The following is a 13,105-nucleotide window of genomic DNA, read 5'->3' as shown; positions in this document are numbered from 1 at the left end:
CGCTCGCAAACCATCAACCGATCAAAGCTCGCCTGCTCCCTGTGTATCCGCTGAGGTGTGTCTGGAACCCCCCTTCGTGTATCCACTCGGTATTCTTGCAGAGAGAGCGGTCACGATTCTCGCAGAGTGAGCATCCATGCGACCACGGTACCGGTTGGCTTGAGAAGGCACTGTGTTACCGTGGCCGCTCACATGCGACTCATGAGGTGCACGTCGATGTCTGCGCGTCTGGCTCTACTGGTGGGTGCCGCCCTGCTGTGCGGCGGGTGCGAGGTTCCTTCCGATATTGGCAAGCCCTGCGTGCTGGTGAAGAAGTCCACGACCGGCCAGAAGTTCGATCCCGTCACCCTGGCGGATATCGGGGCGGGGGATAAGGACTTCATCTCCTTCGGCTCGTTGGATTGCGAGGATCTCGTCTGCGTGCGCGATGCGAACTCGCCCATCCAGACCAGCGGTGAGGGCGACGCCCTGCGCGTCCTGGGCTACTGCAGCAAGTCGTGCGTGCCGACGGACGACGGTGCGCCCCAGCTCCAGGACTTCTGCGCCGTCAACCACCCGGAGGCGTCCGCGGACGTCAAGGAGCGCATGAGCTGCCGCGCCCTGCTGCTGGATGCGGAGGCCCTGGAGTACATGCGCAAGAACCAGCCGGAGGAATACCGCGCGACGTTCGGGGAGAACGCCTCGCCCTACTTCTGCGCCGCGACTCCGAAGTCGAACTGACGCGCACCGGGCGTCGGTGCGCGTAGAACTTTTCCGCGCGCCGAACGTGGACAGCAGGGCCCTCACCACAAGGAGCCCTCTGTCATGAACAAGACGGTTGCCTTCGTCTCGCTGGCCGCTGGACTCGCCCTCACCGCCTTGGTGCTGGGCCTGCCCCGACTGGCACCACCCCACCCCGCCAGCCCGGTGCCAACGCCGCGGCCGGCCACCGCGTCCAACGGCTCGTTGACGATGACGAGCCGGTTGTCGCACCCCTACATCACCCCGGGCAGCGCGGATCTCTTCGTCACGGTGGATCTCACCGGCGTGGAGCTCCCAGGCACCAGGCGCACGCCGGTGAACCTGGCGGTGGTCATCGACCGCTCGGGCTCCATGAGTGGCTACAAGCTACAACAGGCCAAGCAGGCCGCGCGGCACCTCGTGGGACTGCTGGGCCCGGAGGACCGACTCGCCATCGTGCACTACGGCTCGGATGTGAAGAGCCTGCCGGCCCTGCCCGCCACGCCCTCCAACCGGGAGCGGATGCTCCAGTACATCGAAGGCATCTGGGATGACGGCGGCACCAACATCGGCGCGGGGCTGCACGCGGGCCGCTCGCACGTGACGGCCTCGCGGGGCGACTACGCCGTCAACCGCATCATCCTGATGAGCGATGGCCAGGCCACCGAGGGCATCACCGACGACGCGGGCCTCACGGAGGTGGTGAAGAACATCCGCGCCGAGGGCATCACCGTGAGCGCCATCGGCGTGGGGACGGACTTCAACGAGGACCTGATGCAGGGCTTCGCCGAGTACGGCGCGGGCGCATACGGCTTCCTCGAGGACGCGGGGCAGCTGGCCACGCTCTTCCAGAAGGATCTGCAGCAGGCCACCACCAGCGTGGCGCGCGGCGTGGAGCTGTCCTTCGAGCTGCCCGAGGGCGTGAGCCTGGGCGAGGTGCTGGGCTACCGCGCGCACCAGGAAGGGCGCACGGTGCGGGTCCCGCTGCCGGACTTCTCCGCGGGCCAGGTGGAGCGCGTGGTGGCGCGGCTCACGGTGGTGGGGACGAAGCCCGGGAGCGCGGTGGACGTCACGGGGCTGAAGCTGACGTACACGGACCTGCTGAAGGACGCAGGGGTGGAGAGCGCGGCGAGCCTGTCGGCGATGGTGACGGAGCGGCGGGAGGAAGTGGTGGCGCGGCAGGACAAGGACGCCACGGTGTACGCGACGCGGGCGCTGAGCGCGAAGAACCTGAAGCTGGCGGCCCAGGCCCTGCGAGAGGGACGCAGGGAGGATGCGAAGGGCTACGTGATGCAGAACCAGGCGCTCTTCCACGAGGCGAGCGCAGTGGTAAGCCCCGCCGCGGTGCAGGCAGACCTGGCCGAGCAGCAGGCCGTCCTCCAGGACTACGAACAGGCGGACGACGACGAGTCGATGGGTGCGGCGATCAAGCGCACGAAGAGCCGGGCGGCGAAGAGCTTCGGGAAGATCACCTCCACCTACTAAGCCCCGTGAGAACCCCCTCTCCCTCTGGGAGAGGGCTGGGGTGAGGGTCGTCCCCCTGACCCCTCCCCTGGGATTTCAGGACCCACCGTACGCTTCCGGTTGACCTACGGAATCCCCCCACCCTATCTCCGCGTTCCTCGCACCTCCTGGAACCACCAGGAGGGCGCATAGGAGGCGAGAGCTTTGAGCGCGACACCGTGGGTGGGCGTCATCATGGGGGGCAAGAGCGATCTGGAGCATCTGCGCCCCGGCATCGACGTGCTGAAGGAGCTGGGCATTCCGCATGAGGTGCGGGTGGTGTCCGCCCATCGCACGCCGGACTGGATGATGCAGTACGCAGAGACGGCGGAGGCGCGAGGGTTGTCGGTCATCATCGCGGCGGCGGGGGGCGCGGCCCACCTGCCAGGCATGGTGGCCAGCAAGACGCTGCTGCCGGTGCTCGGCATCCCCATCCCGGCCACGGTGCTCAACGGCTTCGACGCGTTGATGTCCATCGTCCAGATGCCCAAGGGCGTGCCGGTGGGGACCATGGCCATTGGCAAGCCGGGCGCCATCAACGCCGCGCTGTACGCCGCCTCTATCCTGTCGCTCAAGTACCCGGAGCTCCGCCCGCGGCTCGCCGCCTGGCGTCAGGCCCGCACCGACGAGGTGCTCAGGGATCGGGAGATCGAATGAACAAGCGGACTGTCCTGCCGGGTGGAACACTCGGCATCCTCGGCGGTGGGCAGCTGGGCCGGATGATGGCACTGGCTGCGCGCACGCTCGGCTACCAGGTGCAGGCGATGGATCCGGACCCCGCGTGCTCGGCCCGCTTCGTGGTGGACCAGTGCTACACGGCCGACTTCGGCAGCGCGGAAGAGGCCGCCCGGCTGGCGCGTGCGTGTGACGTGGTGACGCTGGAGATCGAGAAGATCCCCCTGACCACCCTGCGCGCCGTTGCCCGGCATGCGCCGCTGCGGCCGGGTCCCTCCGTGCTGGAGGTGGTGCAGAACCGCGGACGACAGCGGGCGTGGCTGGCGAAGCACGGCTTTCCGCAGGGGCCGTGGAAGCAGTCGGACACCGAGGCGGATTTGGCCACGGCGGCAACGGAGCTGGGTGGACGCTGCTTCGTGAAGGTCTGCGAGGGTGGCTACGACGGCCGAGGCCAGTACCAGGTGAAGTCCGCCACCGAGTCCCCGGACGCGTGGCGCGAGCTAGGCCAGCGCCCGGTGGTGGTGGAGGCCGCGCTGGACTTGCAGTCCGAGCTGTCCGTGCTGGTGGCGCGCTCGCCCAACGGCGAGGTGGCGGTGTACCCGCCGGCCTACAACCACCACGAGGAGCGGATTCTCGACTGGTCACTGCTGCCCGGCCAGGTGCCTCCGAAGGTGAGCCAGGAGGCGACGGAGATCGCCCGCGCCATGGCCACGGCGCTCGAGGTCGAGGGCCTGTTGGTGGTCGAGATGTTCCTGCTGAAGGACGGCCAGCTGCTGGTGAACGAGCTGGCGCCTCGCCCGCACAACAGCTTCCACGCCACGGAGGTGGCCTGCCTCACCAGCCAGTTCGAGCAGGCGGTGCGCGCGGTGTGCAACCTGCCGCTGGGCTCGGTGGAGGTGGTCCGGCCCGCGGCCATCGTCAACCTGCTGGGCGACCTGTGGCTGCGCGAAGGTGGGCCAAAGTTCGAGTCCGTGCTGGCCATGCCGGGCGTGCGGCTGCACCTGTACGGCAAGCGTGAGGCGCGCAAGGGCCGCAAGATGGGGCACCTGTCTGCCGTGGGCTCCACGCCCGAGGAAGCCCTGGCCCGCATCACGGCCGCCCGTCAAGCTCTAGGAGCGTGACACCATGAAGACGAACGCGGCACGACTGTTGGACTCGCTCGGCATCCGCTACGAGCTGCGCGAGTACGACGTGGACCCGGAGGACCTCTCCGCCGAGACGGTGGCCGCCAAGGTGGGGCTGCCCGCGGAGCAGGTCTTCAAGACGCTCGTGGCGCGCGGGGACCGGACCGGCGTGCTCATGGCCGTGGTGCCCGGCAACGGAGAGCTGGATCTCAAGGCCCTGGCTCGCCTGAGCGGCGACCGGAAGGTGGACACCGTGCCGCTCAAGGAGCTCCAGCCGCTCACGGGCTACATCCGCGGCGGCGTCACGGCCATCGGGGGCAAGAAGGAGTACCCCGTGTACGTGGACGAGACGCTCGAGCTCTTCGACATCGTCTCTGTGTCCGCCGGTGTCCGTGGCACGCAGCTCCTCCTCGCGCCCGCGGACTACTTGAAGGTCACCAAGGGCAAGGTGGGGCCCATCTCGCGCGACAAGACGTAGGCGGCTCCTTCGCCCCATCCGCCGCCTTCCCGCACGCGCTCAGGGGACGACTTGGATGGGCTCCAGGCCTTCGAACCGCACGGCGCCACCGCGCTTGAGTCCCACCGTCTGGGACCAACCGCCAGGCACCTCCAGCACGTAACGCCCGGGCACTCCCACCGAGCGCGAGACACGCGAACGCGGCTCGGCGCGCTCGACGATGCCCACGATCTGCCCCGCCGAGTTGATGAAGATCATATCCAGCGAGATGAGCGTGTTGCGCATCCAGAAGCTCTGCACCTCTTCCGCTGGGAAGACGAAGAGCATGCCCTGGCCAGCGGGCAGCTCCCTGCGCCACATCAGTCCACGCTGACGCGACTCCGGCGTGGCGGCAACCTCCACGTCCACCCGGTGCAGCCCGCCATCGGCGTCCTCGAGCAACACCCGCGCCCTCGGCAGCATGGGCCCTACGTAATCCTCCGCACTCACGTCCTTCACCTTCCTACCCGCCGGCGGGAACGACCTGTCCCGGGCCTCGGCGGCCTGACAGGACACCAACATCAGCACGGCACCCAGTCCGTGCATCCAGCGACAGCTCACCCCAAGTGGAGCTGCTTGTTGAGCAGCTTCTCCGTGAGCTGCGCACCCAGACTGTCCGCCATCAGCCGCTCGACCACGCCCTCGAAGTCGGCGCGCTGGCGCTCGTCGTTGTAGATGAAGCGAATGCCCATGCCGGGCTCCTCGGCGTCGGCCTTGGACCAGACCACCTCGCCGAGCAGCTCGAAGGGCACCTCCCGCTGGGGCACCGTCAACTTGAAGAGAAAGCGCGTCCCGATGGGCAGCGGCTTCTTCGTCTTGATGAAGGTGCCACCCTTCGAAATGTTCTTCGTGTAGTCCGCGAAGAACGAGTTGAGCTTCTTGTAGTCCACCTTCAGCTCGATGGGCGCGCGAGCATGCTGGCGGAATTCAGCGCCTGTCTTCTGTTCGGCCATGCTGGGGGGAGTATAGGAGAAGGCCATGCGCCAAGTCCTCTTCCGTGCCGTCGACCTCCTCCGGCGCCCCCCGGTCCTGGTGCTCGCCGGGGCCCTGGCGGTCGGCGGCTCGGCCCTCGTCTTCCTCCCCCTCTTTGGGGTGCCCGGGTTCGAGCTGGGTCTCACCCTCTCCATCGCCGTGGGTCTGCTCGGAGGCGGGGTGGGCATCGCCGCAGTGCACCAAGAGCGCCGCATGCTCGCCGGACAGGCAGCCAGGGAGGGGCAGTCCCCGCAAGCCCCCCGTCCAGACAGCCCAGCGCGCATGGCCTGGCACGCCCTCGCCCCCGCCCTCCTCATCAACCTGGCCGTCCTGGTGCCCCCCTTCCTCGCCGCCACCCTGTACGCCCTGGTCGGCACCCGGTGCGATCCCTTCGCCCTGGTGGGCTTCTACCCCCTGCTCACCCTCCCCTCCGCGGTGCTGTCCGCCGCCGGAGGCGTCTTCTGTGGGTTCGCCACGCGCCGCTGGGGCCGGGCCGTCCTCCTCTATGTGGGGCTCATCCTCCTGTCGGGCGTGTTCACCGCCTGGCCCATCGTCTTCGGGCCCCAGGTCTACGCCTTCAACCACTTCCTGGGTCACCTGCCAGGGCCCCTCTATGACGAGTCACTCGCCGTCTCCGGTGCCCTCCTCTGGTTCCGCCTGGAGACGCTGCTCCTCGCCCTCGCCTTCCTCGCGCTCACCGCCCTCTCGCTGGACGTCTCCGAGGCCCGCCTGCGCCGCCCCCGGCTGCGCGTGGGCGCCCTCCTCGTGCTCGGCCTGGTGCTCGCTCCCGTCGTCCTCATCGAGGCGCATGGCACGGACCTGGGCCTGAGAATGACGGACGACGCCCTCCTGGCGCGGCTCGGCGGAGTGCGCGACACCCAACACTTCCAGTTCATCTACCCGCGCGGCCTGCCCCGCGAGGACGTGGATCGGATGGAGAGGGACCTCGAGTTCCGTTACGCCCAGCTCTCGCGCTTCCTGGGCGGTGCCCCCCAGGGTCGCATCCGCGTGTGGCTGTACCGCTCGGATGAGGAGAAGCAGGCGCTGGTGGGCGCCGGCCGCACCCAGTTCGCCAAGCCCTGGCGCCTGGAGTTGCACATCAACGGGCGCGACTTCCCCCACTCCGTCCTCAAGCACGAGCTGGCGCACGTGATGGCGGCCCCCGCGGGCAGCTGGCCCTTCCGCGTCACCACCCGGCTGGGCGTCTACCCGTTGATGGGCGTCATCGAGGGCCTCGCCGTCGCCGCGGACAACCCCGTCCAAGGGGAGCTCACCCTCGATGAGTGGGCCGCGGGCATGCGCCGGCAGAAGCTGGCCCCCGACATCCGCAAGCTGGTGGGCCCCGAGGGCTTCTACCAGTCCGCCCCCGCCCGCGCGTACACCCTGGTGGGCTCCTTCTTGCGCCACCTGGCCGACACCTACGGCCCGGAGAAGCTGCGCGTCCTCTACGCCCACGGCGACTTCGAGGCCGCCTATGGCCGCCCGCTGGATGCGCTCGCCACCGAGTGGGAGACGTACCTGGACTCGCTGCCGCTGGACGAGGCCACCGTGAGCCGCGCCTTCCAGCGCTTCCGCACCGGCAGCCTCTTCTCCCGCGCCTGTGCCCGCGAGGTGGCCCGCCTCCAGGACGAGGCCCGCGACTTCCTCGCGAGCGACCCGCAGCAGGCGCTCGAGCTGTACCAGCGCGCCGCGAACCTCCAGCCCCAGGAGCCCTCCTTCCAGCTCGGCCAGGCCAGCGCCCTGGACCGGATGGAGCGACAGGACGAGGCCTCCCAGGTCCTCGGCAAGCTCGCTGAGCAGGTGAAGGGACAGCCGGCCTTGGAGGCCGAGGTGACTCTCGCTCAGTCGGACGTGGTGTCACGGCGGGGCAACAAGGAGCAGGCCAGAGCCCTCCTCGACCGGGTCCTCGCGCTCTCGCCCAGCCCAGAGGTGACACGCACCGCCCAGGTGAAGCTCGCCGCCCTGGAGTCCGAGGCCCGCGCCGCCCCCATCCACGCCTATTTCCGGGAGCATCACGAGGAGCTGCGCCTGCTCCGGCTCGCCAGCGCCTTGGAGACGGCGCCCAAGGATCCCTATCTCCACTACCTCCTCGGCCGACGGCTGCTGCTGGTGGACGCCCCCGCCGAGGCCCTGCTGCACCTCTCCCGCGCCCTGGAAGGCGAGCTGCCCGACGCCATCCGCCGCGAGGCCCTCCGCCTCCGGGTGCAGGCGGCCTACCTGGCCGGAGACTGCGGTGCCGTGCGACATGAGGTGGGAGCACTCCCGAACCAGGGCCCCGCCTTCCGCGCCATCACCTCCGAGTGGGCCGAGCGATGCGACTTCGAGGACCAACACTTCGGAGGCCCCCTGGTGCCCCGCGACGCTTTCCGCTAGACGCGCCACACGCGAGGCCGAAGTCCTCCTCTACCGGCACGGGGAATGCAAGCTCCCGTGCGCGGTTGCCCCATCACGGAGACCCCACGACCATGAACGTCCGTCCGTTGCTTGTCTGCGCCTTCCTCGTGCTCGCGGCCTGCGGCCCCCGCTTCATCCCGGGCACGCAGATCGTCGACACCGAAGACACCCGCGCCATCCTCCAGATGATGGAGAACTACCGCACCGCCATCGAGGCGCGCGATGCGAAGGCCATCCAGCAGCTCGTCTCGAAGTCGTTCCGCGACAATGCCGGCACCGAGGATCCGGCGGACGACCTCACCTATGACACCCTGCCCCAGGCGCTCCCGCCCCTCTTCGCCCGGCTGCAATCGCCCCGAGTGGACCTGGAGATCCGCCAGGTGGACGTGAAGCGCAACGGGACCGCCACCGTCATCTACTACTGGAACGCGAGCTTCCAGGCGCCGGGGCTGCTCGACAGGGCCCAGCGCGAGTCCGAGCTGGAGCAGATGGTCCTCCAGAAGGAGGACGGGCAGTGGCGAATTGTCACGGGCATCTGAGCCCCTGAGCCCCCCAGCGCGCGCTCACACGCCCACGAGCGCGCGCAGGCCCTCCGGCCCCATCTGGGAGAGCGCCCTCGCCCGAGCCAGGTAGGTACGGAAGTCCTTCGGTGCCAATTTGTCAGGCGGCAACCCGGACAGGTGGAAGTCGCGGATGCGGCTGGCGGTGTAACGCACTGCCCCGAAGAGTGCGTGCCCGAAGAGGCTCTCGCGCTCCACCGACACCAATGAGCGCTCCACCTGGTAGCCGCGCAGCAGCGCCCGGCACAGCTCCGGCCGGTAGGCGCCTGCGTCGAAGCACCACGCGTTCAGGGTGATGGCCACGTCCAACGCGTAGAAGTCCCGGCACGCCATCTCGAAGTCGAAAAAGGCGCTCACCCGGTCCCCCAGCCACTTCACGTTGTCGAGGAAGAGGTCCGCGTGGATGACGCCCCGCGGCTCGAGGCCTCCTCGCGCTGCCTCGGCCCGCGCCAGGTAGCCCTCGAGCTCCCTGGCGATGGCGGACAGCTCCGCGTCCGGGTTGCGCTTCAGCCCCTCCAGCCAGCCACTCACCACCTCCGGGCCATACGGATTGGAGCGCGCGCCATCGAAGGACAGGGTGATGCGGTGCAGCTTGCCCAGCTCCAGCCCCAGGGCCTCCAGGTGCTCGGGGGTGAGCCGCTCGCGGGAGAGCTCCTCGCCCACCAGCCACGCGAAGACGCACACCCTGCCGTCCTCCCACTCCAGGAAGGGCGCCCCCTCTCGCGTGGAGACGAGCCGCGGCGAGGGGAAGTGCGACTCGTTGAGCAGCGCCAGCAGCTCCGCCTCGAAGCGCAGATCCTCCGCCGAGCGCACCGTGGTGTGCCGGACGAAGTAGCGCCCCGAGGCTGTCACCAGCCGGTAGTTGGTGTTGATGGACCCCTGGGGGATGCCCGTGAACTCGCGCACGGTCCCCAACCCGTAGGCCTCGGCAAGCCGCGTGAAGGCCGCGGCATCGAACGTGGTGTAGAGCGCCATGATGATGTCCTCTCCGCGGCACACCCGCCGCTCCGTGCGTTGACGCTTGGGAGGGCCGTGCCTATCTACGACCGACCCCATCGTCTCATTCATAAACGTCTGAAACCATTCTAATTTTCGTTGGAGGCAGCCCCCATGGCCGCGACGAATGGAAGCCCGGGCGGAGCGCGGGATTGGCGGAGGCGGGAGAGCCTACCGAGTGCGCTCGTGCAAGTGGGCGTGGTGGCGGTGCTGCTGGCCGGCGCGGTGACGTACGTGGTGCACCGGAGCTCGGTGCGCCAGCAGGTCCAGGCGCATATGAAGACCGCGCGGACCCTGGCCCAGCGCGACAACCCGGCGGATCTGCGCAAGGCGCTGGCGGAGCTGGAGGCCCTCTTCCAGGTGGACTCGGACGCGCGCGACGCCCAGGCGCTGGCGGCGGACGTGAACCTGCGGCTGTGGCTGGAGCACCGCCAGTCGGACGCGGAGGCCGGGACTCGGGAGCACCTGGCTCGCGCGGAGGCGTTGGACTCGCGCTCAGGCGAGCGCTACGGCACCCGGGCGATGATCCTCCTGGCGGAGGGAAAGCCCGCCGAGGCGGAGAAGTACCTGGAGGAGTTGAAGACGCAGGGCGCCAAGAGTCCCAAGCTGGCCCTGGCCGAGGCCCAGGCACTGCTGGCACGAGGCAGGTTGCTGGACGCGCGTCAGGCCTTCGCTCGAGCCAGTGAGGCGGCATGGCGGGAGCCGCGCTATCCCGTGGCCCACGGGGAGGCCCTGCTCGACGAGGGCCTGTACCCCCAGGCCGCCGAGGCGTTGAAGAAAGGCACGGCCGCCAACCCGGACCATCTGCGCGCGCGGCTCTCGCTGGCGCTCGCACGGCTGTACCAAGGCTTGGGGCGAGACGAGGCCACTCGGCTCCTGTCGGACGTGCAGGGGCGCGAGGCCGAGCTCACTCCGGCGTTGAAGGCCCGCGCTCGGGTGGTCCAGGCCGCGCTGGCTCTGACGGAAGGGAAGACGGACGAGGCCCTGAAGGACGCCGAGGAGGCGCTCGCCGCGTCGCCAGAGGAGCACCATGCCCTCTTCATCCGTGCGCGCGCGCTGGCTCTGAAGAAGGATCCGGGGGCTCGCGCGGCCTTTCAGGAGGCAGTGACGAAGCGGCGGACGGCCACCCTGCTCTACCTGGATGGTGCTCGCGCGCTCCAGCAGGCGGGAGATGGCGAGGGTGCGCTGGCGCTGCTGGATGCCTATGAGACTGTCTTCCGCGATGTGCAGGTTCCCGCCCCCGAGGGAAAGACGGTGGGCGCGATGGAGCGCGATGACCGCTACTGGCTGACGCGAGGTCAGGTGCTGCAGGCGCTGGCTCGCGCGGATGACGCCATGGCGGCGTACGACCGGGCCCTCGCGGTGAAAGGTGTGGAAAGGGCCCGCGCGCAATATGCCAAGGCCGCGCTGCTCATGGCCCGCCAGGACTACGACGCCGCCCAGCCACTGCTGGTGGAGGTGGCACCGGAGAACGGCATGGGCGCCCTCCCCGAGGCCTATGAGGCCCTGGGTGATCTGCTCTTCGCCAAGGGTGAGTTCTCCACGGGGTGCCAGCACTACTTCTTTGGGCTGACCCGCGCACGCCAGCTAGGCGAGTCCCTTGAGACGCTGAAGGGCAAGGCTTCGAGCGTGGAGAAGCGCCTGGCGGCCGCGGGACAACCTGCCATGGCGAAGGCTTGGAAGAATGAGGCCGACGCACTGCTCCAGTAGGGAGTACGGGAGCGACATACCCTCACCCCGACCCTCTCCCAGGGGGAGAGGGAGGGATGGGTGGGAGAGATGGTGGAGAGTTAGAACAGCTCGGTTGGGCTTAAGGAGCGGTGGTTCGCCTGTACCACTCGCCACTCGCCATCGCTCTGCTTCTCGAACGTCCCTTCGATGAGATAGGCGCTGAGCACGCTCTCCTGTGCCAGCGTCTCGAGTTCCTCCGCCTGCGAACGGCCGAAGATGATCTTCACCTGCACGTCGCCTCGGCTGGGGTTCACCTCGGTCACCTGGAGGTCCCTCACGAAGACCCGGACCCAGTTGCCCCTTAGCACCTGACCCAGCAGCACGCTCTTCACCTGCTGCTTGTCCCACCCGTTGCCCGATTGGAAGTTGTCGGAGACCCCGTCCATCAGCTCGGCCATGTCCTTGCGCTCGGCGGCGTCCGTCATCTTCACCACCTTGCGCGTGATGGCCTCCTTCACCCCAGGCTCCTCCTGGGGCCAGAAGGTCAGCACCGCGCCCGCAGCCAGCAGGCCCAGCACCACCCCCAGCACGTGCCCTCTCGACAACGTCATCGCGCGCTCCCCGGCCTTAAGCCGTCCCCGTGCCTTCGCTCTCCATGAGCAGCTCGTCCGCGTCGAGAATCTCCGCGGGCCGCAGCGCCTCGCCGATCTGCTTCAACCGGCGATCCGAGAGCTGCTCCAGGTACTTCTTGATGTGCGGATACGTCTTCACCAGCTCGTGGAAGGCCGCTCGCTCCAGGAAGGCCGTCGCCGTCTTGCGCACGGACAGCACCGTGGCCGTGGCACGCAGGCCGGTGAGCAGGGAGATCTCCCCCGCCACCTCCCCCTCGCGCAGCACGCCCAGGCGCACGGCGCCACCGGCTGGGTCGTCCTTCTGCACCACCAGCTCGCCCGCGAGCACCAGGAACAAGCCCGGCGAGTGCTCGCCCTCCACCAGCACCTTCTCCCCCGGCTGCAGCGCACGGAAGGAGAAGCGCTGCAGCAGCGCAGCGCGCTCGGACTCGGGCATGGGCTGGAACAACGGCGAGGTGGCCGTCAGGTTCCGCTCCATGCGCTTGTGCGCGAAGTTGGCCAGCACCTGCGGCACCGAGGGGTGGTTCTTGGCCACCGCGTTGAGGTGCTCGCGGCGGATCTCGAACACCTCCATGTCCGAGACGGCCATGATGGTCACCGAGGGCGGCGCGCCGGTGAGCAGCGTCAGCTCGCCGAAGATGGACCCGCCGCCGAGGAAGCCCAGCGTGCGATCCTCGCCCTCCACCCGCCGCGTCACCTCGGCCTTGCCGGCGACGATGACGTGCAGACGATCCGAGGCCTCACCCTCAACGCTCACCACCTCCTCGGGCTTGATGGAGCGCAGTCCCATGCGGCCCACCAGATCGATGAAGGCATCAAGCTCCAGGTCCGCGAAGAGCGGCAGGGGCGGCCGGTCGTTCGGGTTGGCGGTACCGCCCGGATCCGGCGCGGCGAGCACCTCAATGGCGCGGTCGCTCAGCTCCTCACCGGACAGCGACATGATGTCCGTCTCCACCTTGCCGTCGAAGAGCGTCTCCGGCGGCAGCGGCGGAGGCACCGAGGCGCGACCCGCCACGTTGCGTGCCGCGCGTGCGTGCAACCGAACCAGCGTCTCCCTGAGCCGCCGCTCCTGAGGCGCCAGCTCCAGCCCCAGCTTGCAGGCCGCCATCGCGGACAGCAGGTAGTCGCGCCGCAACAGCCCCTCGGCACAAGCGTGGTACACGGTGACCGCTCGCTCGCGCTCTCCCAGCTCCGACAGACAGCGCGCCGCCAACATCCGCGCGCGATGATCCGCGGGTATCCGGCGCACTGCCTCAGCGAACACCGCGAGCGCCCGCTCGAACTGGCGATCCTCTAGTAGATCCAGCCCGAGTTCCCGCAACGATGACTCGTTCATCCCTCTCCTCCACGAACCATGGGGGG

General features: G+C 69.1%; 13 protein-coding genes. 8 read left to right on the top strand and 5 right to left on the bottom strand.

Features of this window, described 5'->3' with window-relative positions:
- Positions 1-216 precede the first annotated feature (216 nt).
- The 5 genes from cglC to ybaK all read left to right on the top strand — a co-directional run bounded on the left by cglC (position 217) and on the right by ybaK (position 4,500).
- The gene (gene cglC, locus F0U60_RS17640) at positions 217-720 is read left to right on the top strand and encodes an adventurous gliding motility lipoprotein CglC (RefSeq protein WP_395821203.1); all 504 of its coding nucleotides are present in this window, start codon (positions 217-219) and stop codon (positions 718-720) included.
- Positions 721-804: 84 nt separating this feature from the next.
- Positions 805-2,205, top strand: coding sequence for a VWA domain-containing protein (locus F0U60_RS17635; RefSeq protein ID WP_395821200.1), 1,401 nt, complete (start codon positions 805-807; stop codon positions 2,203-2,205).
- A 213-nt stretch (positions 2,206-2,418) separates the two neighbouring features.
- Positions 2,419-2,880 carry a 5-(carboxyamino)imidazole ribonucleotide mutase gene (gene purE / locus F0U60_RS17630; RefSeq protein WP_395825288.1) on the top strand — a complete coding sequence of 154 codons (462 nt, stop codon included), beginning with the start codon at positions 2,419-2,421 and terminating at the stop codon, positions 2,878-2,880.
- Positions 2,877-4,019 (top strand): 5-(carboxyamino)imidazole ribonucleotide synthase, encoded by a 1,143-nt coding sequence (purK, locus tag F0U60_RS17625; protein WP_395821197.1) that lies wholly within the window; start codon positions 2,877-2,879, stop codon positions 4,017-4,019. Before purE ends, purK begins: the two co-directional genes overlap by 4 nt.
- A gap of 4 nt (positions 4,020-4,023) precedes the next feature.
- Complete coding sequence (gene ybaK / locus F0U60_RS17620; protein ID WP_395821195.1) at positions 4,024-4,500, top strand: Cys-tRNA(Pro) deacylase; 477 nt, start codon at positions 4,024-4,026, stop codon at positions 4,498-4,500.
- Between the two features lie 39 nt (positions 4,501-4,539).
- Here the strand turns inward: ybaK and F0U60_RS17615 are convergent, their stop codons facing one another.
- Together F0U60_RS17615 and F0U60_RS17610 are read right to left on the bottom strand one after the other, a co-directional pair.
- The gene (locus F0U60_RS17615) at positions 4,540-5,064 is read right to left on the bottom strand and encodes a DUF192 domain-containing protein (protein WP_395821192.1); all 525 of its coding nucleotides are present in this window, start codon (positions 5,062-5,064) and stop codon (positions 4,540-4,542) included.
- An 11-nt stretch (positions 5,065-5,075) separates the two neighbouring features.
- Positions 5,076-5,471, bottom strand: coding sequence for a TIGR02266 family protein (locus F0U60_RS17610; RefSeq protein WP_203412283.1), 396 nt, complete (start codon positions 5,469-5,471; stop codon positions 5,076-5,078).
- A gap of 25 nt (positions 5,472-5,496) precedes the next feature.
- On the opposite strand from F0U60_RS17610, the gene F0U60_RS17605 reads away from it, so the two are divergent.
- Positions 5,497-7,863, top strand: coding sequence for a hypothetical protein (locus F0U60_RS17605; protein WP_395821190.1), 2,367 nt, complete (start codon positions 5,497-5,499; stop codon positions 7,861-7,863).
- Positions 7,864-7,955: 92 nt separating this feature from the next.
- Complete coding sequence (locus tag F0U60_RS17600) at positions 7,956-8,423, top strand: YybH family protein (protein ID WP_395821187.1); 468 nt, start codon at positions 7,956-7,958, stop codon at positions 8,421-8,423.
- A gap of 24 nt (positions 8,424-8,447) precedes the next feature.
- Here F0U60_RS17600 and F0U60_RS17595 read toward each other — a convergent pair whose 3' ends face one another.
- A complete protein-coding gene (locus F0U60_RS17595) occupies positions 8,448-9,419 on the bottom strand; it encodes a homoserine kinase (protein WP_395821185.1) in 972 nt (323 codons plus the stop codon).
- Between the two features lie 135 nt (positions 9,420-9,554).
- Between F0U60_RS17595 and F0U60_RS17590 the strand changes: the two genes are divergently transcribed.
- Positions 9,555-11,150, top strand: a complete 1,596-nt coding sequence (locus F0U60_RS17590) for a tetratricopeptide repeat protein (protein ID WP_395821182.1) — start codon at positions 9,555-9,557, stop codon at positions 11,148-11,150.
- A gap of 80 nt (positions 11,151-11,230) precedes the next feature.
- Here F0U60_RS17590 and F0U60_RS17585 read toward each other — a convergent pair whose 3' ends face one another.
- Complete coding sequence (locus F0U60_RS17585; protein ID WP_395821179.1) at positions 11,231-11,722, bottom strand: hypothetical protein; 492 nt, start codon at positions 11,720-11,722, stop codon at positions 11,231-11,233.
- A gap of 16 nt (positions 11,723-11,738) precedes the next feature.
- Entirely contained in the window at positions 11,739-13,079 is a 1,341-nt protein-coding gene (locus tag F0U60_RS17580; protein WP_395821176.1) for a cyclic nucleotide-binding domain-containing protein, read from the bottom strand.
- Positions 13,080-13,105: the final 26 nt, after the last annotated feature.

The organism is Archangium minus (genome assembly GCF_044360475.1).
GTDB classification, from domain to species: domain Bacteria; phylum Myxococcota; class Myxococcia; order Myxococcales; family Myxococcaceae; genus Archangium; species Archangium minus.
This window is presented reverse-complemented; position numbering and strand designations above follow the sequence as displayed.